The following is a 24,058-nucleotide window of genomic DNA, read 5'->3' as shown; positions in this document are numbered from 1 at the left end:
TCTTTCATATCGGACTAGGAGCGGCGAATGACCTCGGTGACGACATCCGCTGCCAGCGCGATGTTGGAGGTGTCGATGTTCAGCGGGATGTCCTCCTGGCTGTGCGAGCAAGCGAAGCTCGCGCCGTCAACACCGGCGATGGTCAGCGAGCGCAGGCTGCGCTCCATCGCGGCATGCGCGTCGGTGTCGACATAAGGCATATCGACCGCGCCGATCTCATGATGGAAATCGGCGGAGACGCGCGAGACGAGGCGCATGATGCGCTTGTCGCCCTTGAGCACACGGCGCTCGCCCTCAGTCGAGAGCATCGCGAGCCTGCCGGCGCCGATGCACTCGAGGTTGATCAGGAACACGCCGCGCAGCTTGTCGCGATGGGACTCGAGGAACTCGCGGATTCCGGCGTTGCCGTGCTCGGATGCACCGGTCGCGACGAACCAGATGTCGTGACCGAGCAACTCGTCGTCGCCGAGCGAGGCGACCGCTTCGCGCAGATCGTCCTCGGTCAGCAGCTCGTTGCCCGTGGCGCCGCCCTTCCAGCCGTCGTCGTTATCGAGCCAGTCGTTCAGGTTCTCCTCACGACGCTTCTTACGACCAAACAGGCCACGACGCTTCTTTTTATGCGCATCCGGTGCCGGCGCGGAGATGGTGTCGAACGTTCCGGACGCGGGAGCGGAAGAGGCGGGGCGGTCGTTGGAGCTCACTACAGTGAACTGGGCCGTCGAACCCATGGCGGGCCGGCTGGTACCCGTCGTCCCGACCGCGGCGAACGGATCGGAACCGCCCGCGGAGGGGTCGGGAAGATCCAGCAGGGCGGATCGATTCGTCGTGGTGCGGCGAGCTGGCGCGGCAGGGGCAGAAGGAGCGGGGTTCGCGATATCCGGGACGTTGATGGAGCGCTGACGACGGGCAGGATGATGCTCGATCTCCGCCATCAGAGAGTCCACCGTCTCGGTAGGCTTGGCAGGGGCTGCCTGAGGAGCGGCGGGGGCGGCAGAAGACATGTCGAACAGCTGGGTCGCACCCGTAAGGGGCTTTTCCGGCTCTCCCGCTTCCGCGACAGGCGTCACCTCGGGAACCTTGAGCTCGCGCTCGGCGAGATGCGGCTGATCCTCCGCCTCCATCACGGGATCGGCCGCTGCCGCGGAATCGATGTCGGCGATCTCGGGCATATCGAACATCACGTCATCTGAATCCTCAGCCGTCTTCTCCAGCACGCTCTGGAAGAGCGCGAGGCTGTCGGAGCTGAAGTCATCGGCCGGAGCCTTGGTGTCGGGATCATACGCGGCGGTCTGGTCGAGCGGATCGACGGCATCGGGATTGAACTCGGCGGTCTGATCAAGAGGCTCGACCGCACCCATATCGAAGGAGACCGTCTCGTCGAGATTGACGGGCTGAGCCTCTACCTCGAACGAGTCGGAATCGTCGGTGGACTCATCCTCCGGCGCATCGGTCACGCTCTCGATAACGTCCTGCTCGGGCTCGTCTTCGTCGACCTCCTCGTAGATGGCCTCCATGACGCCGAGGTCACCCTCGAAGTCGAACTCGCTGAAGTCCGTGATCTCATCGGGGTCGTCGGACACGAAGGCGTCGAAAGCGCCCTCCTCGACGTCCTCGGACTCACCCTCCGCGGCGATCGGTTCATCGTCCTCGGAGACGATATCGTCCTCGGCGTCATCCGCGTCAAGGGTGGCGGACTCGACATCGTCCGTACCCTCGGACACGGCGTCGTCGATGATCATGGTGTCAGCAAAAGGCTGGGCCTCGAAGACCGTCGTGGCACCGGGGTCTTCAAGCGCCTCGTCATCCGACTCGATCTCCTGAGAGTCCTCGATGTCGATCGACTCGTCGTAGGGAAGCTCGTCGGCCTCGATTTCCTCCTCGACGGACTCTTCGGACTCGACGTATTCGATCGCGTCGTCTTCCGCTACCTCTTCGGCTTCCTCGTACTCCAGAGCGTCGTCCTCATCGAATGCGGCCTCGTCCTCGACATCATCCGAATCCTCTTCGGCCTCTTCGGCAACATCGAGCTGCTCGTACTCGGCTGCCTCGTCCTCATCGTATTCGGCCTCGCCGTCGGCCTCCTCGTCAAAGGCATCCTGCTCGTAACCGCCATCGGCATATTCGTCCTCATCGGCCGCAAGCACGAAGTCGCCGTTCTCGTCCTCCACCTCATAGGAAGCCATAACCGGCTCGTCGAGCTCATCGATCTGGTACTCGTCGAGGAACTCGGGGTCGATCTCCTCGAAATCGTCCTCGTCTTCCTCTGCGTCCTCGAAGCCCTCCTCGGGCATCTCCTCATACTCGGCCGCAAAGGCGTAGGCCTGTGTCTCCTCGACCGGCTCGTCCTCTTCGCCGGTATATCCGTTGTACGCGAAGGGATCATCCATGACCGGATATGCCTCGGGCTCGGCGGGGGCGGGCTCAGAGATCTCGTTGACGACCGGCACGTCCACCGGCTCATCGTATTGAGCATACTGGGGCTCATCGGATGCTGGCTGCTGGGGCATGGAGACGGTCGCCGACGCATCGATGCGATCGGAGGGCTGCTCCACCGGCGCGGGCTCGACCTCGGGAACGATATGAGGGACCTGATCGACGGTCCTCGTCTCGGGCTCCGGTTTCTCGGCAGTCAGCTTTTCGACCTGCTGCGGAGCGGGCTCCGGAGCGCGACGGAAGTTCAGAACCGCCTTGGGCTTCGGCATGGGAAGCGCACCCTGCTCGTATTCGATTGCACAGGACTCGGCCACCATGCCGAGCGAACGGATGACGTCGACGCCGTAGCGCAGGCAGCCAGCGGAGTTGACGGGAAGCTCGTCGGCCTCCTCCTCTTCGGGCTTCTCCTCGACGGGAGCGGGCGTATCGGAGACGGGCTCCTCCTGGATAGCCGGCTCGCTCTGGACGGCGGACTCGCCATCGATGACCTCAAAGACCGTCGTCGCTCCGGCATCCTCGACAGGCTCTTCGACATCGAGCGCGGGCATCTGAACGGTCTCTCCTGCGAAAGCGGCCACCTCGCCCTGCTCGTTGGCCGCAACGGGAACATCCGCTGCGGGAGCGAGCTCATCGGCGGCGTACGCAGCTTCCTCTTCGAAGGCAGGGGCGTTGTGCTCTTCCTCGTCGGCGACCTCGGGCATCGGATGCTCCACGCCCTCGGGCATGAGCTCGGCGTACATGCGCTGCTGCTCGGCCATGTACTCGCTGAACGGCACGTCGTCGGGGAACTCGCGCGAGCCGCGATAGGGCGACACCGAGTCCATAATGCCCAGCAGGGCGGCAAGGGAAGACTTGTTGCACACGGAGCCGGACGTATACGGCAGTACGTAGCGGTTACACAGGATGGCGACGGCGTTGAGCAGCGGAATCAACGCCACGAGGATGGCGAGCACCCACAGCACGATCTTGGCCGCATCGGGGAGCGGGAACAGGCGCAGCACCACGACGATGGCGGGAACCAGGACCGCGAACGGAAGCAGCTTGACCAGCAGCGGGCGGTATGCGGAGAAGGGCGGCTGCGCCAAGAAGTCTGCGCGCGGGGAATCATAGTGGGCGACCACGACCACAGGGCGGTTGCGCGGCGAGGCGAGCGGGCCGGCAGCCTTGTGGTAGGCGATGACGTTTTGGGACAGGCCGCCAGAACCAAGCTGGGGGAACGTGATGCGGCCGAAGCGCTCGAGCAGGTACAGCGCCGCGCACAGGATCGTCACCAACGTGCCGAGCACGCCCAAAAAGCCCCCGACCCCCATGAGGACCGTGGAGATGAACAGCAGCAGGCAGAGAATGGCCCGCACGAGTTTGGGCGACGAGGTGGAGGTGAACTCTTGGACCTCCGGCTCGAAGCCGTGCCGCGAAAAGATGCGCGAGATCTCCTCGGCAGCAAGGCGCTCCTCCTCGCTGCATGCGGGGGTGATGCCGATGTTCTGAAGCAGGTGGTTCAGATATTTTTGGGTATTCGCCATGTGGGCTCCACATCGATTGTCCTTATATGCAGACGATGCGCATAATGCAACATCATCCGTATGTAGTCGAAAGTATACCCTGAACTTAAACTACCTGCAGCTTTACATCCCTCTTACCGACAAAAGGGGTGCGTTTACCCGGCTATCTCCATATCGACTAAAATGGTTGGCCAAAGGAAGCGCCGTATGCGACCGGTTTCTTTCCACCTGCATACGGCAGTCGCAAGGCGACGTCTCGCATCCTTTCCGATCACCGTATCTGCAGCAGAAGGGCGCGCGCACGATGGACATCGACAGCTTCACCGAATCGCTCCAGCAAGAAGACCTCAACGAGACCGCGCTACGCGTCCTCAACCTTCTGTTCATCCTCAACGCGTCCTCCACTCCCCTATCCACCGAGCAGATTCTCCAGGACTCGGATCTTGGATACGGTTCGGCGAATCGTGCATCGGATCTCAAGAAATTCAAGCGCGACCGCGAGAAGCTCGCCGAACACGGTGTCTCGATCGTGGAGGTGAGGCCCGCCGGTGCGAAGCAGACCGAGGAGAGCCTCTGGACCATCGACCGCGCCAATACGTACGCCACGCTCGGCATCATCACGCAAAAGGATGCGGGCACCCTGCTGAGAGCCGTCGACGAATGCCTTGCGCGTAAGGAGATTCCCTACCGCAGGGCCCTGATCAACATCAGGCACCGCCTCCACGCACTGACCCATCCCCTCAAGCAGAGCGATTCGGATGATGCAGACGGCCGTGATGCAGATGCGCACGCGGCGATCGGAACCGCACCAAGCGACCGCATCGCCGATGCGCTTTGGAGCGCATACACCTTGAAGCGCAAGGTTCGATTTGCCTATCGCGACGCGCGCGGGCGCGACACGTCGAGGACCATGGCGATCTGGGGCATCTTCACCCAACACGGTCACAGCTACTACGTTGGACTCGACGAGCAGAGCGGGGGCGTCCGAACGTTTCGCGGCGACCGCATCACGCGTGTGTGGCGTCCTTCGGGCAACTACACCATTCCGCGCTGGTTCAACATCCACGACTACCTGTTTATGCCATTCGATATGGCAGGCGGCATGACCACAGCCGTGAGCTTCAGGTTTCCCGACGGTATCGGACAGGCGGAGATCGAGTCGCTCACCAAAGGGCGCGGTGCGCTCGAGCGGCGGCCGGATACGGGCGCATGGATTTGGACGGTCAAGGTCAGCGACATGCGCGCAGCCGCGCAATTCGCCCTGGCGCACGCGCAGATGGGCATGCGCCCGCAGAGTCCAAAGCAGCTGGTCGACGCATGGAACACGATGATTGACAAGGCGGTCGAATCGCATGGCTAACACACCGAATATCACCACCGAGCGCATGATCGCCCTGGGCATCCGCCTGCTCGAGGCACTCACGGCCGCGCCCCAACAAACCCTCGACATCAACGATGCCGCACGCGCACTCGGCGTCCCCGCGCAGGATATCCCTTCGATCGTCAGCACGCTCGGCGCGCTCTCCGACCGATCGAGCGGCGCCCGAGCGGCCCTCTCCCTCGAGGGGAACACGATTCGCCTTGTTGGGGATTCCGCCCTCATCATGCCGCTCAGGCTGAGCGTCGAAGAGGGCATGGTGCTCTCGCACGTGCTCGATGTACTGAATATCGACGATGCGACGCGCGAACGCGTCCAGCGCTCCCTCATGCCGCTCGATGAGACCCCCTCGACCGAAGGACTTGCAGAGCCGTCGCGCTACGGCCAATGGTTCACACGGATCGGCGAGGCACTCGAGGATGGCGTTCGCTGCACGATGGCCTATCGTTCGCTCACACAAGAGAGCCCGACCGAGCGTCTGATCGACCCGATTGCCCTGCAAGAAGAAGCCGATGCGGTATATCTGATTGCCTGGGACATCAATAAAGACGCAGAGCGGCGCTATCGTCTTGACCGTATTGACCGTTTTGAGTTTACCGACGACTCGGTGTCTCCGCATGACGCTGTCCACCGTTCAACAGCTGAGAGCTTACGGACCACGGGCAACCGAGCGCGCCTGAAGATGGAAGACGGCTACCTCGCGCAGCTCGATTGGGCCGGCATCGGGGAGGTCGTCTCGGACGGAAAGGGCACTTCTTTGTGCACCGTTTTCTATTCCTCCGAACCATGGCTGTTCGACCAGATTCTCGCAGCGGGAGGCGCATGCACCATCGTCGAGCCGCAGGGCGTACGCGACCGGTTCGTCGCCTACGCCCGCAGCCTGCTCATAGCGTAATGGGTCATTTGGGGACGGGTTCGTTCCAACCCATTGCAACCGTTCAGGTATCGGTCATATCTTCTAGTGCTCGTGCGCGCGCCTCCACAGCTCAAGATAGCGCCCGACCTGGTTGCTCTCGATGCGCTGATATCCCGAGGTCGGCAACGAGTTGAGGAACTTCTTGCCATAGCCCTTGGTCACCAGGCGAGAATCGGCGAGCACCAGCACGCCGACATCGGATGACGAGCGAATCAGGCGGCCGGCAGCCTGCTTGACCTCGAGAACCGCTTCAGGCAGCGCATACTGCGCCCATGCCCGCTCCTCGCGCAAGCCGCGCTCGCACGCAAGCGGGTCGGTCGGGCTCGAGAACGGCAGCTTCGGGATCACCACACAGCGCAGCGTGTCCCCGGATGCATCGAAGCCCTCCCAAAAGGCTTTAAGCGCAAACAACGACGAGGACTTCTCGGAAATGAAGTGATCGCGCAGCTGACGTGCCGAGGCACTGCGCTGCTGGCAGGCGAGCTCGAGGCCGACGGCGGCCAGCTTGGGCTCGACGCGAGCATAGAGATCCTCCATGTCGCGACGGTTGGTGAACAGCGTGAGCGCCGACCCGCCCATTGCGATGTGGACATCGACGAGCAGCTGCTCGAGCGTCCCCAGATACGCATCGCGGTTGCGCGGGTCCGGCACGTCGCCCGCCACCACCACCGTCATGTTCTCATCGAAGTCGTAACTCGAATCGAGATGCAGCGCCCGCGAGGAACCCTGCGGGAGACGATCGAGACCGACCGCGCGCTCAAAGTGGTTGAAAGCTCCTGCGATGGAGATCGTAGCGGATGTGAAGATCGCCGTGTGCACCTCGGGAAGCCAGCGCTCGGCCAGCATCTCGCCGACATCGAGCAACTCCGCGGTCAGCGACTCGCCACCGGCGCGCAGGCGACGATTCACCTGAAGCGAGTAGACGTAGCGGTCGTTTTCACCCTTTACGATGAGGTCAAGGCCGTCGAGCATCTCCTTCAACCGCCGCGCCCCGTCGGCCACATCGACCACGAGGTCGGGTTTGTCCTCGGCAACGGTCTCCACCAGCGACGACACGTTGCGCTGGGCCTCTTCGAGCGCATCGACGGCTGTCAGGGCGATAGGCAGGAAGTGCTGCCAACCGTCGCTTTCGCGCATATCCGGACCGATCCAGATGTTCGCGGCGTCATACCCGTCCGACCTTCCGCGGCGCGCGAGGTCGCGGACCCCGTCGAACACCTCGGCCATGGCAAGCGAGGCGCGCTGCACCGTCGCCACCGCCTTGGCCGACAGTCCCATATACAGCGTCATGGCGTCTGACCCGGCGAGATTGCGAATCAACTGCCCCAAGGCGCCCGAGCGCTCGCCGCCCAGTCGCTCGAATATGGAACGAGACTCATCCGCCGACACGGTCACCGCCCATTGGCGGCGCGCCTCACGCTCGATGGAATGCGCCTCATCGACGACCCAATGCCTGATCGGGGGCAATATCTTGCCGTCCGCCGCAACGTTGCGGAACAGCAGCGAGTGGTTGGTCACGACGACATCCACGCGCGCCGCGCGCCGGCGAGCGCCGTGTACAAGGCACTTGTCAGGGAAAAACGGGCAGAGCCTGCGGGCGCACTCGCGTGAAGGGGTCGTCAGATCCGCGCGGTTGACGCTGCGCCATCGGATCCCAAGGCCATCGAGATCCCCCGTCGGCGACTGGCAGACGTATGCGTAGATGACCGCAACGGCCGTCAGCGTGTCAGCAGGGTCACGCGTCGTCTTGATCTCCGCATCGGAGCGGCTCAGGCGCTCGAGCTTGCGCAGGCAGGGGTAGTGATCGTACCCCTTGAGCGCACAGAACGTCAGGCCGCCTTCGATCTCGCGCGCCAGGCGCGGCAGCTCATGATAGATGAGCTGGTCGGCAAGGTTGTTCGATTTGGTGGCGACGCCTACCGTCACGCGGTTGCGGCGAGCCGCCTCGGCGAGCGGCACGAGGTAGGCGATGGATTTGCCGACGCCCGTTCCCGCCTCGATCACGCGATGCGTGCCGGTCGCGAGGGCATCGCGCACCTCGCACGCCATCTGCACCTGCTCGGCGCGAGGCTCGTACTCGGGATACATCCGGTTGACCAGGCCGCCCGGCGCATAGTGCGCGCGAATCTCCTCGGAGGTCGGCATCGAGAGAAACGGCAGGTTATCGGCATCGATGCGCTCCTCGGGGGCCTGCGCGCGAAGCACCTCGGTGCGGGCGGCGGCGAGCGAGAAGATCGCATCGGGATCCTCCCCCGCCAAGAACGAGAAGATGGGGCGATAGCTCCACGGAACGTCGGGGTGCATATCCGCCAGGTGGCGCATCAGTCCCCGCGGCAGATCGCTCAGCGCCACCAGCAGGATGCGCCAGACGCCGCACAGCGCCTCGACATCATCGATCGCCCGGTGCGAGACGGCACTGCACCCGAACAATTCGGCCAAATTCGACAGCTTGTGCGAAGACAGGCGCGGAAGCGCGATGCGCGACAGGGCAAGTGAATCGATCCACACGTCGCTGACGCGAACGCCTCCCTTGACCGCCTCGATGAACGAGCGGTCGAACGCGGCGTTATGCGCGATAACGGGGCAACCGCCGACAAAATCCTCGAGCAGGGCGACCGCCTCCTCAGGAGACGGCGCGTGAGCGACATCGGCATCCGTAATGCCCGTCAAACGGACGATCTCGTCGGGAATCGGAACGCCCGGATGCACGAAGGTGTCGAACCTGTCGACGATTTCCCGGCCCCTCAGACGGGCCGCGGCGATCTCGATAAGCCGGTTGTCCTGCACCGAAAGACCCGTGGTCTCGGTATCGAGGACGATCACGTCCTCCTCGATCAGGCCGAACGAACGCGTCTGTGCGCGCTCGGCTAGCGTTTCGTAATTCTGCACGATGAATTCGGGGGTTCCCGCCATCACCGCGTTCCGTATGGTCAAATCCGGCATCCGATGTCCCTACTTGCGCCCATGGCGAGCGATCGCCATGTCGACCAGCTCGGCGCACACGTCGGAGAACGCACGACCCTCATGACGCACCTCGTCAGGGAACAGCGAGGTTTCCGTCATGCCAGGGATCGTGTTCGTCTCAAGAATCACCGGACCGTCCTTCGTCACGATGAAGTCGGTGCGGGAGAACCCGAAGCACCCCAGCGCGCGATGCGCACGGCAGGCGAGCTCTTGCGCCTGCGCGTACACGTCCTCGGGGAGACGGGCGGGAATGCGGTGAATGCTGTCCGAGACCACGTACTTCACGGAGAGATCGTAGAAGTCGACCTCATCGGGACAGCAGATCTCCACGATAGGCAGCGCACGCAAGGAATCGTCATCGCCAAAAACGCCGACGGTGATCTCCGTACCCGTCAGGCATGTTTCGACAAGGACCTTGCTGCTGTATTCAAATGCCCGCTCAATCGCCTTAGGCAGCTCCTGCGCATCGGATACCTTGGTCACGCCATAGCTCGATCCGTTGATCGCCGGCTTGACGAACAGGTCGTGTCCGAGCGATGCGACGATCGCGTCCGGATCGACCTTCTCGCCGCGGCGGATGGCGACGCCGTCCGCCACCGGAATACCCGCGCGCTCATAGAGGGCCTTGGAAAGATCCTTGTCGACACCGCACGCGCTGGCAAGCGCATCTGAACCGGTGTACGGCATGTCCAGGTACTCCATCAGGTGCTGAATCATGCCGTCCTCGCCGCCAGCACCATGCAGGGCGATGAATGCAGCGTCGTAGCCACCCGCGCGGATACCATCCAGAAAGCCCTTGTCGGCAGGATCAAGCAGGTCGACGGTGCCAAAACCCGCCTCCCGAAGGGCTACGGCCGCATTCTTTCCCGAGGAGAACGAAATCTCGCGCTCCGATGACATTCCACCCGCCAGTACGGCGATGCGCATAGCGCTTCGTTGATCGCTTCCCATGGTTTGCACTCCTTTATCGCGGGCAGGCCCGTCATGATGTTGTTTGTCCAATGCGGGCCGTTCATTCAATACGAACCCGCGCAATTACCTTATTGTATAGGTAAGTTGTTACCCATGATTCCTTGAAAGGTCCTGTATGGAACGTTCAAATCGCATGCGCGACATCCGCTCTCTGACGGCCGACGAAATCGCCGAGCTCGTCCAGGAACTCGGCCAGCCCGCGTTTCGAGCAAAGCAGATCTGCGAATGGGTCTTCACCAAGCACGTCTCTTCGTTTGAGGAGATGACCAATATCCCCAAAAAGCTGCGCGAACAGCTCTCTGAGCACTTCTCCTTCCGCCTTCCCGAAGAACTCGTCAAGCAGGTCTCGCACGACGGGTCCCGCAAGTATCTCCTTGAGTTCAGCGACGGCACGTCGGTCGAGACCGTCGGCATGCCCAGCAAAAACAAGCTTGCTGTCTGCGTCTCGACTCAGGCGGGCTGCGCCATGGGTTGCGCGTTCTGCGCGACGGGCTTCAATGGCCTTACACGCTCACTCAGCGCACAGGAGATCGTCGATCAAGTCCGCCACGTCGCCATGGATTTTGATGAGCGCGTCACCAGCGTCGTCTTCATGGGGCAGGGCGAGCCGTTTGCAAACTTCGATGCGACCGTCGAGGCGCTTCGCATGCTCAACGATCCGGATGGCTACGCCATCGGCGCCCGCCATCTGACCGTTTCCACCTGCGGCGTCATTCCCGGCATCAAGCGTTTCTCGGAGCTCCCCGAGCAGTTCACGCTCGCCATCTCGCTCCATTCCGCTGTTCAAAGCACCCGCAACAAGCTGATGCCCGGCGTCAAGAAGTACACGCTCCCCCGTCTGCATGAGGCGATTCAAGCGTATGTCGAGAAGACCGGACGCCGCCCGACCTACGAGTTCGCCATGATCGACGGCATCAACGACACCAATCCCGAGATGGAAGCCCTGATCGATTTCTGCCGCGGCACACTCTGCCACGTCAACCTCATTCAGCTCAACGACACCCCGGGGTCGCTCCTCAAGCCCTCCCCCATGAAGAAGGTCGAAACGCTTCAGAAGCGGCTGCAGATGCATGGTGTCGAGGCAACTATCCGCAACTCGCGTGGCAACGATATCGATGCCGCCTGCGGCCAGCTCAAGCAGCGCCTGATTCAATCCTAGTGAACCATTGATCGATTGTTTCACATGAAACCTAAGGCGCCGGATAACAACGTTGTTATCCGGCGCCTTTTCTATTATATGATTTCTATTTTACTTAATAACAAATGCTTTCCCACTGGTTTTTAACCCAGTCTTGATTGATCTTGGGGTTTTTGGTCATTTGCGCGGTTCTTACAGCAACATCTTCCGTCATGTCGCCAACTTTCTTTTTGGATGTTTGATATACATCCTTTGCACTTCGCGTGAGCCTTCCGCGCAGCTCGCTATCTGTTGCAAGCTTATACCCGACAAAAGCGCCTGCTGCGACGGCGGCCCCGGCTATGATCGCGGAAATAATCCTACTCTTCATCGTCCAGCTCCCTACTTGTCGCATCATTCATCACATGCTGCAAGATTTGAGCGAGCTCTTCTTCATCCTTGAACTCAATCTCGATCTTATTCTTTCCTCGCGTGGCCTTCACTTTCACATTGGTATTAAAGACCTGACGAAGCACACGTGCTGCCTTTTTGAACGATTGAGGTGTGACAGGACGAGGAGCCTTTGGCGTTTCACCGACAGAAAACAACGGTGCAAGGTTTTCTGTCGCTCGAACGGAAAGGCCTTCAGCAACAACCTTCTCCGCCAGCTTGATGCGCTGCTCTTCAAACGGAACAGCAAGAATCGCACGAGCATGGCCGGCGGTCAGCTTACCCTCAAACAACAGGTCCTGGACACGCTGGGGCAGATCCAGCAAGCGCAGAGAATTGGTAATGGTCGAGCGTGACTTTGAGACCGCTTTGGAAAGAGCCTCCTGGGTCATACCGCTCGCTTTGATGAGCTGACGGTATCCCTTGGCTTCTTCAATCGGATTGAGATCAGAGCGCTGCAGGTTCTCTATGAGGGCGAGCTGGAGCATCTCCTGGTCATCCACATCTTTGATGACCACAGGGACCTCCTCAAGACCCGCTATCTTAGAAGCTTGATAGCGGCGCTCTCCTGCGATGATCTCGTAGCCACTATCATCCTTGCGAACAAGAAGCGGTTGAAGCACGCCGTGGGCACGAATGGATTCGCTGAGCTCTTCAAGCTCAGTTTCATTGAAGTGAGTGCGAGGCTGATTGGGATTCGGGTGAATCTCGCTTATTGACACCATATTGGTAGCGTCATTATTTGATGCAGCCGCCTCGGTCTGAGCCTCTTGAATCAATGAACCCAACCCGCGGCCAAGCGCCTTCTTCTTTGGACTAGGCACGTGCGATCACCTCCCGTGCAAGTTCCCGATATGCCTGCGCACCCTTATTGGTGGGCGCATAGGTTACCACCGGCATGCCGAACGAGGGAGCCTCAGAGACCTTGACCGAACGGGGGATGCACGTCTCGAAGGCCTTATCCCCGAAGTATCCCTTGACTTCGTCTACAACCTGATTCGAGAGTGATGTTCTCGAATCATACATGGTGAGGAGCACGCCAAACGTCTCAAGCTTCTTATTGATGCGCCCCTTGACCATGCGCATCGACTCCAACAGCTTTGTAACGCCCTCAAGGGCATAGTACTCGCACTGGATCGGTATGAGCACGCTATCCGCTGCCGTCAGCGCGTTGATGGTCAATAGGCCAAGCGAGGGCGGGCAATCGATAAAGATGAAATCGAATTCATCGATAATCGGCTCCAGTAGATCCTTGAGACGTGATTCACGAGCCATAGTGGAAACGAGCTCAATCTCCGCACCCGCAAGCTGAATGGTCGCGGGTACGACAAACACCTTCTCGCAATCCGTGCCCTGGATAATCTGCTCTGCGGGAACGTCATGGAGCAACGCGTCATACACACAACTCTCTAGCTGTTCCTTCTCGATACCGAACCCGCTTGTTGTATTGCCCTGGGGATCGAAATCAACGACGAGGACTTTATATCCCTCTTCACTGAGAGCCGCAGCCAAATTAACCGCGGTGGTCGACTTACCTACACCACCTTTTTGGTTGATGATGGCAATAACCCTCGTATTCATCTCCGTTTTTGAACGCTCGACATCTCTAAAGCCCACGTCACCCTCCTGCACCACCGACAGTCATTTCCAGGTGAACACTATGTTTCACGTGAAACGTACCCCTATCAAGGGTTTCACGTGAAACACGCTGAATCACTCGTTCATTATGTTTCACGTGAAACCAACTTGCAAGGTTCAATGCCCTCCCCTGCCCTCTATACATGCTTTCAAGAGAATCGATTGGGGAAGACGGACTAACATCTATTGCACTAGGTTGACGAATGGCTCATAAAAGGGGAGCCAGAATCATCCCTTGGCTCCCAGACATCCGTACGCCAGTCTCGATATACGAATTCTACAAAGGAGTAGGACGCGTTTCTGCCGGATATTCGACATCATGAGGTTGTAACAGCTGGGAATTGGTCTGTTGCAGACAAAGAGTGGCAGCAGGTGGTTATGTCGCCCTTGAGAGTTTGATCCGTAACTGAGCGAACAATCGGCAAGCCGCATTACCACCCGCCTACCCCCTGAAACTAAAGTAATCGTGCTAACTGCGTTCTGCCATTGCAAAGGTTGCGGTGATCAGGGCCACGTATACGATCAAACTGAGTTGACTCGCCATGTATTTGATTTCACCCAGACTGTCTCAATGTTTCAACTTATTCATTGTCCCACCAGAATGCACTAACGCATCCAATACGACGCGTCGCATGAAATAGACTGTGATCGCCTTACATTCCAATTTCGCAAACTGCTACCCAGGTCTGAAAATGAATACCCTTACAGCCTGCTAATAATATAGGACTTCAAATGCGTACAGCTAGGGCAAACATACATCGCATCAGAGGTCCGCACCATTTGCCTTAAGCGTATGATCCCTGCGGCTCATTAAAACGAGTCACTCATGAAGTGGTGCAGGTATCGTTATTGCACGCAAACGTATCTGCATGATGAACATGACACAACTGAAAAGTATCGAGACACGGCGTTCCTGCGCTCGGTCAGAATTCTCCTTAGTCGAGAGCCCAACGCAGCATGTCGAGCGAATTGCGCTTCTTGCGCAACGACTACCCATTCCCATTCGTCAGACACACGTACGGCAATGCGGATATCCACACACTCCTCGTTGAATTGTTGAGCCGGTACAGCCGCAATGCAACCTGATGATTCCCACATGCAACGAAATCTGGCCACCTACGACTCTTTATATAAAGAAGCCGACGGTATTATCCCACCTTACTTCACGTAACGCGTGCCATCCCAATATGTGAGATGGAGCGCGCTGGCAGCACCATGAAAAGGCCCCGATGTTTCACGTGGAACATCGGGGCCTAGCATCGAGCTTATTGACCGAGAGGGCGCTTCCTCGCCTCCCCTACCGAACGGGGTAGCTTTATCGTCGGCTTGGAAACCTGAACGAACGAATACAGCTCGCGATGACCAAAGCCATCGGGCAGGTCGAAAGACTCATGGACCTGCAACTCCATCCCACAGAGCTTTGCAGCGCTGCGTCCCTGAGCAAGCTCTTCAGGATCAGGATTGCCCTTTGAGATCAAAAGCTGTCCGTTGTGTTTAAGGAAGGGCGACGCATACTCGATCAGAATAGGGAGCGGAGCCACAGCCCTTGCAACGACGAGATCGAACGCCTTCTTATTCTCAGCAGCATACGATTCGAGTCGATCGTGTACACCGGTAATGCGATCTATCCCCAGCTGCTTCAGACAGGCATTCACTGCCTTGATCTTCTTTCCAACTGAATCGAGAAGTACGCCAGGCAGACCGGTTGCAACATGAAGCGGTACTCCGGGAAATCCTGCGCCCGTACCCATATCAAGAAAGCGCGTGACCGTTGCGTTGATCAGGGGAACCAGTGATAACGAATCAAGAATATGGAGAACAAGAGCCTCGTTGATATCCGTAATGCGCGTAAGGTTGATGTACTGGTTTATCTGCTCGACATAGAGCAGATGCTCGACACACAGACGCGCCTGGTCGAGCGTCAGCTCAACATGACACGACGAAGCGAGGCCGATCAGACTATTGGCCAGACGATTGATATCCGACTCCGAAGTCTCTAGAGGTGCGAGGATAATCGGACGGTCCAAGGAAGCCATGATGCAATCCCTTCATGTAGCAGAGAGATGACAGGAATACGTGAATCGAGAACTTGTGGCAAAAAGAAAGGGCGCACCCGAAGGTACGCCCCTAGCATAGCGGAATCGAGGAATCCTAGAGCACCGTGATGACAACGCGACGCTCGGGATCCGCGCCCTCAGAGTGCGTATCAACACGATTGTTGTCACGCAGGGCGATGTGAACCAAGCGGCGCTCATAGGCGCTCATGGGCGGAAGCGACACCGTGGAGTGCTGTCGAACCGCACGAGCGGCCGCGGAGCGAGCCATGGAGATCACCTTGTCGTGGCGACGGCTCTTATATCCTTCGACATCGACGGCAACCGGATAACGGAACCCGAGCTTCCGACTCACCAACAGGGAGAACAACGTCTGCAGCGACTCGAGCGTGCGACCATGGCGACCGATCAACACGGCAAGATCGGGGGCGGTCACATCGAGAATCAGCTCTCCCTCGTCGCCATCGTACTCGTCGATGGGAGAATCCTGAGCATCAAAGTAGAACAGGATGTCACGGAGCACGGAAACCGCAACGTCGGCAACGGTGTCGAGCTCCTCATCAGAAAGCCCCTCACCGGCCTTGTAATGGGCGGCAATCTCGGCGTACTCCTCGACCGCGCCCTCGGTCACCTCTTCAAGCTCTTCAGACATGGCATACTCCATTAGTTAGGTACCTAAATTAACTCAATCCACTTACTTCTTCTTGTGGGGGCGCTGCTTGCGCTCACGACGAACGACATTGACCTCGATCGGAGCGTTCTTCATGCGCTCCTCCTCCTCGGCCTTAGCCTTTTCGATAACCTTCTGGGTGACGAACAGCTGCTGAGCAACCTGCCACGCAGAGGAGACGTCGTAGTACAGAAGAACACCGGCGGGAAGGCCCCATCCGATCCACAGCATCATGACGGCCATGACGACAGCCATCATGCGCATGCTCGAAGCCTGCTGGCCGGTCTGGTTGCGCGACATCCACAGCTGCGGGATGAGCGTCAGCACGGCGAACAGCGCAAGCGCGATCAGATACGGCGCGGCGGGGCCAAAGCCCTGGCTGATCGTGCCGGCCGCGGAGGCCTGCAGGTCGGGAAGGATGCCGTAGAACGAGAAGCTCTCACCGGAGAAGTACTGCGGAAGGTTGTTGAGCAGCGTGAACAGCGCGAACAGAATGGGCATCTGGATCAGCAGCGGCAGGCAGCTGCCGAAGGGATTGAATTTGTTCTCGGAATAGAACTTCTGCATCTCCTCGGCCTGGCGCTGAGGGTCGTCAGCGTACCTCTCCTGCAGCTCCTGGAGCTTAGGCTGGAGCACCTGCATGCGAGCCGTCGATTTGGACGACTTGAGCATCAGCGGGGTCAAGAGCAGGCGCACGATGATCACGAGAATGATGATGGACAGGCCCCAGTCCACCGCAAAGCTCTGGATAAGCTTCAGGATTTGGAAGAGGATGTTAACGATCCAGTCCCACATGTATAAACCTCCGTCTGTAAAGCGCCTTACGGCACGGGATCATAACCGCCGTCGCGCCAGGGATTGCAGCGCAGGATGCGCCGGAACCCCAGCCAACAGCCCTTGAGAACGCCGTATTTCGAGATGGCCTCGACGGCGTACTGCGAACAGGTCGGGATGTAGATGCACGAGTCGGGAAGCAAAGGCGAGATGAATCGTTGGTAAAAACGCACCGCAGCGACGGCACAGCGTCGCGGCAGGTGCGCAAGACCACAAACCTTATTGTTCATCGATACCCGCTCGCGAGCACAGGGACCTGAGCGCGGCCTGCATCTCTTGCGGTGAGGACGTCTTGGTCTTCGGCGTAGCGAACAAGATCACATCAAACCCCGCGCGCGGAAACGCACAAGCGCGTGCAGCCTCACGCAGCACGCGCTTGGAACGATTGCGCACAACCGCGCAACCAAGTCGCTTTGCTGCGACGAAGGCGACCCGCCCGGGATCGCCTTCGTCCAGAGTGTTGCACGCTATCATGCGCATCAGGGGATGGCGATAGGACCTCCCCTGGTGAAAGACGCGCTCGAAGTCTTGCTTAGACTTGATCGTCCTCATGCGAGACGCATACGGTTATTTATCGCTAACGGTAAGGCGCTTGCGGCCCTTGGCGCGACGACGGGCGAGCACGGCACGGCCGCCCTTGGTTGCCATACGGGCGCGGAAGCCGTGAGTCTTGGCGCGCTTACGCTTATTGGGCTGATAGGTACGCTTCATGGTTGATTTCCTCCTGCTGCATTTTGCGTGCGATTTGCACGTTTTAGACACGTGAGCTTAGAGATTGTAGGGAATACGGCGCTCCGATGTCAATGAAAGACCACGAAAAGCTTGCAATACCTCATGCTTTGCGCACGAAGCGCCCACAGCACGCAGTCAACAAGTGCATCCTTTCACGTCTTTTCAGCGACTTTTCAACAGGTCACGTTGAAGATGTTGATAACTTTTCGCGACTTTTCTTCAGTTTTCAACAGTTTTAGAAAACTTGTTGAAAGCCCTGCACAAGGTGTGCAAGCTGATATGCTAGACGGGCAGCTCAAACGAACTAGAATGCGGTGCACCATGTCTGATGACTTCTACCCTTTTGTTGACTCCGGTGACCCGGCGCCGGACAACGCCCATATAACCGGTATACGCGCATCGGGCGCAGACCCCGCCGACGCAGGCGGCACGGCACCGTCTGCCGAGCAGGCGAACTATGCCACGCGCATCGCCGTATACGACGACATGCTCTCCACCCCGCGCGTCATCGTCATCGCGCCCAAAGACGTCCGCGCCTATCTTGAGGAGATCACCAACACGGTCTACCGCTGCATGCGCGAGCAGGGCGGCGGCATCTCGCTGATGGTCATCCGCGAGATCGTCGAGAACTTCATCCACGCCAACTTCGTGGAACCTATCATCTCGATCCTCGACGACGGCAACACGATCCGCTTTGCGGACCAAGGTCCGGGCATCGAGGACAAGGAGCGGGCGTTCGAGTTCGGCGTGACGAGCGCCGACCGCGACCAAAAGCGCTACATACGAGGGACGGGGGCCGGCTTCCCCATGGTCCAACAGTATCTGGAAAACGCCGGAGGCGCGGTCTCCATCGAGGACAACCTGCACCAGGGCACCGTGGTGACCGTTTCCATCGATCCCACGCGCGTCATGGAGATCGAGCATGCCGCCGAGCGCGGCGGAGCGGTACGCGGCGCGCAGCCGCTGCAGGCCATGCCCCAGCAGCAGATGCCGGGCGCGCCGGGGGTCGCGAACCCCATGGCACCGAATGCGGGGGCGCCCCTGTCCTACCAGGCAGGATATGCGCCGTACCCGCAGGGATACGGCTTCGGCGCGCCGGGCACCCAAGCGCCGGGCGCGTACCCGGCGCCCCAGGGATATGCGGCCTATCAGCCGCAAGGGTATCCGCCCGCCGCATATCAGCAACCCTACCAGGCGCCCTGGCCGCAACAGCCCGCACCCCCCACCCAAGGCTGGGCCCCGCAGGCGGGCATGGGTGCGGGCGGATGGCCGCAGGAGGCCCCGCATGCAGGCGAGCCGTACGTTTCCGAACGCGGAGCGCTCGCCCTGAGCTTCCTCGCGCAGCACGGAAGCGGCGGGCCGACCGATCTTGCCGGCGCGTTCGGCTCGTCGGCGCCGACTTGGTCGCGCGAGCTTGAGACGCTGGCGCAGGTCGGACTCGTCATCAAGCGCGGCCAAAAGCGCTTCTTAACCGAAATGGGCCAGCTCTGGGCCCAAAACCATCAGCAGAACCAGCAGAACGCGTAAGGGGTGAACCATGGATAACGATGCCCGACTGCTTCTCGACGACGTCATCGCCTGCTGCCAGCGCGACGGGCTCGACGCGCGGCTCGTCAACATGCTCGCCGGCGCACAGGCGACCGACCTGAACGAAGACGCCCTGACCATCGAGGCCCCCAGCCGATTCGCCTATTCCTATCTCGTCAAGCAGCGGGCGACCATCGAGCGCTATCTCGAGGAGATCGCCTTCGCCCCCTTGGCGCTCATGGTCACCGCGCCGCAGGCCCCCGCGGCAGCGCGCCCGACAGCGGAGGCGGCGGAGCAGGCTGGCAGCCCCTCCACGCCGGCCGCCGCCCCCGGCACCGCTTCCGTCGCGGCGGAAGCGACCGCGGCGGCAGAGGCCTCCTATGCGGCGCCGGCTGCACCCTCCCCCGCCATCGACCCCGTTCCGCCGCAGTTCCACGGCGGCCCCGCCCTAGCGCGGGCGGACGAGGGCGACCGACGGGTCAGCATCAACAACACGTTGTCGCCCGAGCAGTTCAAGAGCATGATGGCCGCCATGAAACAGGGCGGGAACACCGCACCGGCACCTCGCATGCCCGAGGCCGCCGCCCCCACCATCGAAGAGCAGCAGCACCCGGCGGCATCGGCCGGCATCAGCGCCAAGTACACGTTCGAGAACTTCGTCCTCGGCGACGAGAACCGACACGCCTACCAGTCGGCCGCGCGCTTCGCGGCGTTCGCCGACGAGCCCGGCCAGTGCACGAGTCTGTTCATCTACGGCAACTCCGGCCTGGGCAAGACGCACCTGCTGTTCGCGATCCAAAACTACATCGCGACCGAGAAGCCCTGGATGCGCGTGAAATACGCCAACAGCCAGGCCTATATCGACGACTACATGCGCGACCTGGGCGCCCAGCGCGGGCCCGGCGAGCCGATCATGCGCGAATACCGCAACGCCGACGTCCTCATCATCGACGACATCCAGAACATCATCGGCCGCCAGGCATCCATCGAGTTCTTCTTCCAGCTCGTCGACGAGTTCATCCGCGAGAGCAAGAAGATCGTCATCGCCAGCGACCGCGCACCCAAGAAGCTCGGCATGGACGAGCGCCTTACGAGCCGCTTCAATTCCGGCATGCTGTGCCTGGTCTCAGAGCCGACCTTCGAGACCAAGTACCGCATCCTCAAGTACTACTACGAGCACACGCTGCGCGCCGAGCGCCCCGTCTCCCGAGACGGCGCGGGCGCGTCCATCCTGGACGGCATCGCGCTGGAGGAGGGCACGCTCACCGACGATCACCTGCGGCACATGGCGGAGATCTCGAGCAACAACATCCGCGAGCTCGAAAGCTTCTGCGAGCGGTGCTCGGGTTTGAGCTACGAGAAGGAGCGCGCGGGATCCGAGCTCACCGCCGCAGATATCGACGCCGTGGCCGACGAGTACTTCGACACGGCGCGCAAGGTGGTCAAGCCGGCGACCATCCAGGCGGTCGTGGAGGAGTTCTATCACGTCAGCCATGCCGACCTCATCGGCCGCAAGCAGACCAAAGACATCGCGTTTCCGCGCCATGTCGCCATCTTCCTCATCCACCAGATGTGCGACCTGTCGCTGCCGGCCATCGGTTCGCTGTTCGGCCGCAACCACGCGACCGTCGTGCACAGCCTGAACGTCATCGAAAAGAAGCGCGGGGAGGAGGCGGCTTTCTCCGAACAGCTCCAGCAGCTCTCGAACATCGTTCTGATCAAGTCCTGACAGGCTGTTGAAAAGTGCGTGAAAGGTTTGAGAAAACTTGTCGAAAGACCGTGCGATACTGTGGATGAATTCGCGGCGCACAGGCGCGTGTCGAAAACAGCCTCAGTTCTCGACACGCGCAGATTGAAAACTTTTCTGCACCGACCTGAGCAAACGCGGGTTATCAACAGATTCGACGGGCTTATTACTACTATTTGGTATAGGTATATATAGATAGATATAAAACGGAAGGGACGAGCACATGAGATTCACCGTCAGCCAGCCTGCACTTGCGGAGGCACTCGGAATAGTCATGAAGGGCGTAGCGAGCGCAAGCACGCTCCCCATCCTCTCGGGTGTCTTGATTCGCGCCACCGACGGGGTGCTTGAGTTCCAAACGTCGAACTACACCATCTCGATCCGTCACCGCATCGCGGCGCGCGTCGAGGAGGAGGGGGACACGGTCATCCCGTGCAAGATGCTCTCGAACATCACCAAGACGCTGCCCGATGCGCCGGTCTCCTTTGAGATCTCGGATCGCCAGGTGCGCATCACGTGCGAGAAGAGCTCGTTCAAGCTGAACACGCTCGACCCGACCGATTTCCCCGAGTTCCCGACCATCGCGCTCGAGCGCTCCGTCGAGCTTCCGTGCGACATCCTCTCCGAGATGGTGTCGCGCGTGTGGCGCGTGACGTCGACCGACAAGAACCGCCCGGTGCTGAACGGCGTGTTCATGACGGTCGAGAACAACACCGTGCGCCTCGTGGCGACCGACTCCTACCGTCTGGCCGTGTGCGACACCCAGGTCGAGACGTCTTCGCTCGAGGGGAGCTTCGAGCTGAACGTTCCCGCCGAGGCCTTCAACGACGCGTTGAACATCATGGGCGGCCAGCCCACCATCATGGTCGGCTCGACCGACACGCAGGTCGTGTTCGCCGCCGGCAACACCACGTACGTGTCGCGCCGCATCGAGGGCAACTACCCCAACTACAAGGCCCTGCTGCCGCCGACCTGCGCGACGACCGTCAAGATCAACGTCGAGGAGTTCTCCGCGGCCCTGAAGCGCGTGGCCGTCGTGGCGCAGGCGAACTCCGCCGTGAAGTTCGAGATCTCCGCTGAGGCGGGCACGATGGGGCTTTCGGCCATTTCCAACGACCAGGACCAGGCCGCCGAGACGGTGGACGTCGAGGTCGAGGGCGCTTCGGGCGTCATCGCGTTCAACTACCACTACATCTTCGGCTGCCTGAACGTGCTGAACCGCGAGAAGGAGATCACCCTGGAGCTGCAAAGCTACAGCCAGGCGGGCATCTTCAAGGCCTACGACAAGATCAATTACCTCTATCTGGTCATGCCGGTGCGCATCTAGCTGCCTTTCCCTGATGATTTTTTAGGGACAGTCCCTAAAAAATCATCAGGGGGCTGGTGCGGCTGAATTTTTAGGGACAGTCCCTAAAAATTCATCAGGGGAAAGGAGGTGACCCCGGGTGGGCATCTACGCGCGGACGTTGACGGTTCACAACTATCGCAGTTACGAGCTGTATGAGCTGGAGCTCGACGAGGGTGTCACCGTCCTTGTGGGACCCAATGCCGCGGGCAAGACCAATCTGGTGGAGGCGCTGCAGCTGCTGACGGCGGGGCAATCGTTTCGCCGCCCCTCCCCTTCCGACCTCGTGCGCGACGGCGCCCCGGGCACGAAGATCGAGCTGCGCCTGGAAGGCGACGGCCGCGTTCTCGACATGGGCATGACCGTCGAGCGCGGGCGGCGCGCGTTTTCCAAGAACGGCAAGAAGGCGACGGCGTCGGGCGTGCGGGGCGTGCTGCCGAGCGTGCTGTTCTGCCCGGATCACCTCGATATGATCAAGCGCTCGGCATCTGTGCGCCGGGCCGCGCTCGATGACTTCGGCGTGCAGCTGAACGAGAGCTACGCGCAGCTCGTCGGCGCCTATGAGCGCACTCTCGAGCAGCGCAACAACCTACTCAAGGACCGCTTCGCCTCGCACGATCTGCTCGGTGCGTGGGACGATGCGCTCATCACCGCCGGCGCGTCGGTGCTGGTGCATCGCTTGGCCCTGCTCGAGCGCGTGCGCGAGCGCCTGGTCGACGTCTACGCCAGGATCGCTCCACGTGAAACGGTCGATGTCCGGTACCGCGCCTCCATCGGCGATATACCTGCGGCCTCGGCCCGCGACCGCGACGCGGTCGCCTCCTGTTTCGCCGCGGCGCTCGCCGAGACGCGCGAGGACGAGGTCCGGCGCGGGCTCACGCTCGTCGGACCGCACCGCGACGAGATCGTCTTTCTCGTCGACGGCCGCGAGGCGCGCTCCTTTGCCAGCCAGGGCCAGCAGCGCAGCCTCGTCCTCGCGTGGAAGATCGCGGAGGTCGAGGTCACCTACGACATTCTGGGCCGCTATCCGATCCTGCTGCTCGACGACGTCATGAGCGAGCTCGACGCCGCGCGCCGTGAATCGATCATGCGGTTCGTCGAGGGCGAGATCCAGACGGTCATCACCACGACGAACCTGGGTTATTTTTCCGATGGCATCTTGGATGCCTCGAAGGTGGTGGGCATCGGTGAAGAGAAGCGAGCGTAAGGGCGAGACGCACAGCCTGGCCGATTTCATCCCCCTCGAGCGCCGCCGCATCCTCGACGGGGCGTCCGAGACCAAGCTCGCGCAGATGCGCGCCGCGGAGGCGACGCACGACGTCTACCATGCGTGGAACCAGGTGTGCGCGGGGACCCGAGAGGGCGAGCACGTGACGGGCCTGCACTATGTGCCCGAATCGAACGAGCTCATCGTCTACGCCGACGGCTCGACATGGGTGGGAGAGCTCACCATGATGCGCGAGATCATCCGCGCGCGCATGTACCGGCTCGGGGTCGATATCGCCGGCATCAAGGTCAAGCTTTCGCGCGAGGGCTACGCGCGTCCCAAGGCGGGCGCTCCCCGCACGCATGCCCAGAGCCCCTCCCCTGCTTCCCATCGCGCCGTGGCGCGCCACCCGTTGACGGCGGAGGAGGACGCGCGTCTTGACGATAGGGTCTCCGGCATCGCCGACGAACGCCTGAGGGATGCGCTCAAACGGGCCATAAAGGCCAGTTTTGAATGCGAAGACTCCCGATAGGCCAAAACGGGCGCAAATCGCGTCTGGTGGTCTTGTAGGG

At 60.7% G+C, this 24,058-nt stretch carries 20 protein-coding genes; 8 read left to right on the top strand and 12 right to left on the bottom strand.

All coding sequences use genetic code 11. The features are described 5' to 3' along the window. Window positions 1-14: 14 nt before the first annotated feature. Complete coding sequence (locus B5F74_RS06175; protein ID WP_087200898.1) at window positions 15-3,956, bottom strand: M28 family peptidase; 3,942 nt, start codon at window positions 3,954-3,956, stop codon at window positions 15-17. Window positions 3,957-4,239: 283 nt separating this feature from the next. On the opposite strand from B5F74_RS06175, the gene B5F74_RS06170 reads away from it, so the two are divergent. Both B5F74_RS06170 and B5F74_RS06165 read left to right on the top strand, forming a co-directional pair. Next, entirely contained in the window at window positions 4,240-5,295 is a 1,056-nt protein-coding gene (locus tag B5F74_RS06170; RefSeq protein ID WP_158095710.1) for a WYL domain-containing protein, read from the top strand. After that, complete coding sequence (locus tag B5F74_RS06165; protein WP_087200894.1) at window positions 5,288-6,208, top strand: WYL domain-containing protein; 921 nt, start codon at window positions 5,288-5,290, stop codon at window positions 6,206-6,208. Before B5F74_RS06170 ends, B5F74_RS06165 begins: the two co-directional genes overlap by 8 nt. Window positions 6,209-6,271: 63 nt before the next feature. On the opposite strand, the gene B5F74_RS06160 is transcribed toward B5F74_RS06165, so the two are convergent. Both B5F74_RS06160 and B5F74_RS06155 read right to left on the bottom strand, forming a co-directional pair. Further along, window positions 6,272-9,142, bottom strand: coding sequence for a helicase C-terminal domain-containing protein (locus B5F74_RS06160; protein ID WP_239283379.1), 2,871 nt, complete (start codon window positions 9,140-9,142; stop codon window positions 6,272-6,274). Between the two features lie 39 nt (window positions 9,143-9,181). Further along, the gene (locus tag B5F74_RS06155) at window positions 9,182-10,195 is read right to left on the bottom strand and encodes a D-alanine--D-alanine ligase (protein WP_343217550.1); all 1,014 of its coding nucleotides are present in this window, start codon (window positions 10,193-10,195) and stop codon (window positions 9,182-9,184) included. Between the two features lie 85 nt (window positions 10,196-10,280). On the opposite strand from B5F74_RS06155, the gene rlmN reads away from it, so the two are divergent. Continuing rightward, window positions 10,281-11,324: a 23S rRNA (adenine(2503)-C(2))-methyltransferase RlmN gene (gene rlmN / locus B5F74_RS06150; protein ID WP_087200890.1), complete on the top strand. Its 1,044-nt coding sequence runs from the start codon at window positions 10,281-10,283 to the stop codon at window positions 11,322-11,324. A gap of 94 nt (window positions 11,325-11,418) precedes the next feature. Here the strand turns inward: rlmN and B5F74_RS06145 are convergent, their stop codons facing one another. The 9 genes from B5F74_RS06145 to rpmH all read right to left on the bottom strand — a co-directional run bounded on the left by B5F74_RS06145 (window position 11,419) and on the right by rpmH (window position 17,639). Beyond that, the gene (locus tag B5F74_RS06145; protein ID WP_087200888.1) at window positions 11,419-11,673 is read right to left on the bottom strand and encodes a hypothetical protein; all 255 of its coding nucleotides are present in this window, start codon (window positions 11,671-11,673) and stop codon (window positions 11,419-11,421) included. Next, window positions 11,663-12,457 (bottom strand): ParB/RepB/Spo0J family partition protein, encoded by a 795-nt coding sequence (locus B5F74_RS06140; protein WP_239283387.1) that lies wholly within the window; start codon window positions 12,455-12,457, stop codon window positions 11,663-11,665. Before B5F74_RS06140 ends, B5F74_RS06145 begins: the two co-directional genes overlap by 11 nt. Before the next feature lie 91 nt (window positions 12,458-12,548). Next, entirely contained in the window at window positions 12,549-13,349 is an 801-nt protein-coding gene (locus B5F74_RS06135) for an AAA family ATPase (protein WP_066831096.1), read from the bottom strand. A gap of 1,286 nt (window positions 13,350-14,635) precedes the next feature. Next, window positions 14,636-15,406 (bottom strand): 16S rRNA (guanine(527)-N(7))-methyltransferase RsmG, encoded by a 771-nt coding sequence (gene rsmG, locus B5F74_RS06130; protein WP_087200886.1) that lies wholly within the window; start codon window positions 15,404-15,406, stop codon window positions 14,636-14,638. Between the two features lie 115 nt (window positions 15,407-15,521). Continuing rightward, window positions 15,522-16,076 (bottom strand): R3H domain-containing nucleic acid-binding protein, encoded by a 555-nt coding sequence (locus tag B5F74_RS06125; RefSeq protein WP_087201010.1) that lies wholly within the window; start codon window positions 16,074-16,076, stop codon window positions 15,522-15,524. Window positions 16,077-16,118: 42 nt separating this feature from the next. Continuing rightward, window positions 16,119-16,889 (bottom strand): YidC/Oxa1 family membrane protein insertase, encoded by a 771-nt coding sequence (locus B5F74_RS06120; protein ID WP_087200883.1) that lies wholly within the window; start codon window positions 16,887-16,889, stop codon window positions 16,119-16,121. A gap of 26 nt (window positions 16,890-16,915) precedes the next feature. Beyond that, window positions 16,916-17,158, bottom strand: a complete 243-nt coding sequence (gene yidD, locus B5F74_RS06115; protein WP_066830730.1) for a membrane protein insertion efficiency factor YidD — start codon at window positions 17,156-17,158, stop codon at window positions 16,916-16,918. Further along, window positions 17,148-17,480: a ribonuclease P protein component gene (gene rnpA, locus B5F74_RS06110; RefSeq protein ID WP_066830732.1), complete on the bottom strand. Its 333-nt coding sequence runs from the start codon at window positions 17,478-17,480 to the stop codon at window positions 17,148-17,150. Before rnpA ends, yidD begins: the two co-directional genes overlap by 11 nt. Before the next feature lie 15 nt (window positions 17,481-17,495). After that, window positions 17,496-17,639, bottom strand: coding sequence for a 50S ribosomal protein L34 (rpmH, locus tag B5F74_RS06105; RefSeq protein WP_022387171.1), 144 nt, complete (start codon window positions 17,637-17,639; stop codon window positions 17,496-17,498). Between the two features lie 342 nt (window positions 17,640-17,981). On the opposite strand from rpmH, the gene B5F74_RS06100 reads away from it, so the two are divergent. The 5 genes from B5F74_RS06100 to B5F74_RS06080 all read left to right on the top strand — a co-directional run bounded on the left by B5F74_RS06100 (window position 17,982) and on the right by B5F74_RS06080 (window position 24,018). Further along, the gene (locus B5F74_RS06100; protein WP_087201008.1) at window positions 17,982-19,187 is read left to right on the top strand and encodes an ATP-binding protein; all 1,206 of its coding nucleotides are present in this window, start codon (window positions 17,982-17,984) and stop codon (window positions 19,185-19,187) included. Between the two features lie 10 nt (window positions 19,188-19,197). Then, the gene (locus B5F74_RS06095) at window positions 19,198-20,916 is read left to right on the top strand and encodes a DnaA/Hda family protein (RefSeq protein WP_087200881.1); all 1,719 of its coding nucleotides are present in this window, start codon (window positions 19,198-19,200) and stop codon (window positions 20,914-20,916) included. 241 nt (window positions 20,917-21,157) lie between these two features. Beyond that, window positions 21,158-22,261 carry a DNA polymerase III subunit beta gene (gene dnaN, locus B5F74_RS06090; RefSeq protein ID WP_087200879.1) on the top strand — a complete coding sequence of 368 codons (1,104 nt, stop codon included), beginning with the start codon at window positions 21,158-21,160 and terminating at the stop codon, window positions 22,259-22,261. A gap of 118 nt (window positions 22,262-22,379) precedes the next feature. Further along, entirely contained in the window at window positions 22,380-23,486 is a 1,107-nt protein-coding gene (locus B5F74_RS06085; RefSeq protein ID WP_087200877.1) for a DNA replication/repair protein RecF, read from the top strand. Beyond that, window positions 23,467-24,018 carry a DUF721 domain-containing protein gene (locus B5F74_RS06080; RefSeq protein ID WP_229254193.1) on the top strand — a complete coding sequence of 184 codons (552 nt, stop codon included), beginning with the start codon at window positions 23,467-23,469 and terminating at the stop codon, window positions 24,016-24,018. The genes B5F74_RS06085 and B5F74_RS06080 overlap by 20 nt, the downstream gene beginning before the upstream one ends. The last annotated feature ends 40 nt before the right edge of the window (window positions 24,019-24,058 follow it).

It is taken from the genome of Collinsella sp. An271 (assembly GCF_002159695.1).
In the GTDB taxonomy this organism is placed as follows: Bacteria; Actinomycetota; Coriobacteriia; order Coriobacteriales; family Coriobacteriaceae; genus Collinsella; species Collinsella ihumii.
This window is presented reverse-complemented; position numbering and strand designations above follow the sequence as displayed.

Coding starts and splice junctions, on each gene's coding strand:
- rsmG (WP_087200886.1), bottom strand. CDS start 15,406: ATGGCTTCCTTGGACCGTCCGATTATCCTCGCACCTCTAGAGACTTCG.
- B5F74_RS06165 (WP_087200894.1), top strand. CDS start 5,288: ATGGCTAACACACCGAATATCACCACCGAGCGCATGATCGCCCTGGGC.
- B5F74_RS06100 (WP_087201008.1), top strand. CDS start 17,982: ATGTCTGATGACTTCTACCCTTTTGTTGACTCCGGTGACCCGGCGCCG.
- B5F74_RS06170 (WP_158095710.1), top strand. CDS start 4,240: ATGGACATCGACAGCTTCACCGAATCGCTCCAGCAAGAAGACCTCAAC.
- B5F74_RS06140 (WP_239283387.1), bottom strand. CDS start 12,457: ATGGTGTCAATAAGCGAGATTCACCCGAATCCCAATCAGCCTCGCACT.
- B5F74_RS06145 (WP_087200888.1), bottom strand. CDS start 11,673: ATGAAGAGTAGGATTATTTCCGCGATCATAGCCGGGGCCGCCGTCGCA.
- B5F74_RS06160 (WP_239283379.1), bottom strand. CDS start 9,142: ATGGCGGGAACCCCCGAATTCATCGTGCAGAATTACGAAACGCTAGCC.
- rpmH (WP_022387171.1), bottom strand. CDS start 17,639: ATGAAGCGTACCTATCAGCCCAATAAGCGTAAGCGCGCCAAGACTCAC.
- rlmN (WP_087200890.1), top strand. CDS start 10,281: ATGGAACGTTCAAATCGCATGCGCGACATCCGCTCTCTGACGGCCGAC.
- B5F74_RS06095 (WP_087200881.1), top strand. CDS start 19,198: ATGGATAACGATGCCCGACTGCTTCTCGACGACGTCATCGCCTGCTGC.
- B5F74_RS06175 (WP_087200898.1), bottom strand. CDS start 3,956: ATGGCGAATACCCAAAAATATCTGAACCACCTGCTTCAGAACATCGGC.
- B5F74_RS06120 (WP_087200883.1), bottom strand. CDS start 16,889: ATGTGGGACTGGATCGTTAACATCCTCTTCCAAATCCTGAAGCTTATC.
- rnpA (WP_066830732.1), bottom strand. CDS start 17,480: ATGAGGACGATCAAGTCTAAGCAAGACTTCGAGCGCGTCTTTCACCAG.
- dnaN (WP_087200879.1), top strand. CDS start 21,158: ATGAGATTCACCGTCAGCCAGCCTGCACTTGCGGAGGCACTCGGAATA.
- yidD (WP_066830730.1), bottom strand. CDS start 17,158: ATGAACAATAAGGTTTGTGGTCTTGCGCACCTGCCGCGACGCTGTGCC.
- B5F74_RS06125 (WP_087201010.1), bottom strand. CDS start 16,076: ATGTCTGAAGAGCTTGAAGAGGTGACCGAGGGCGCGGTCGAGGAGTAC.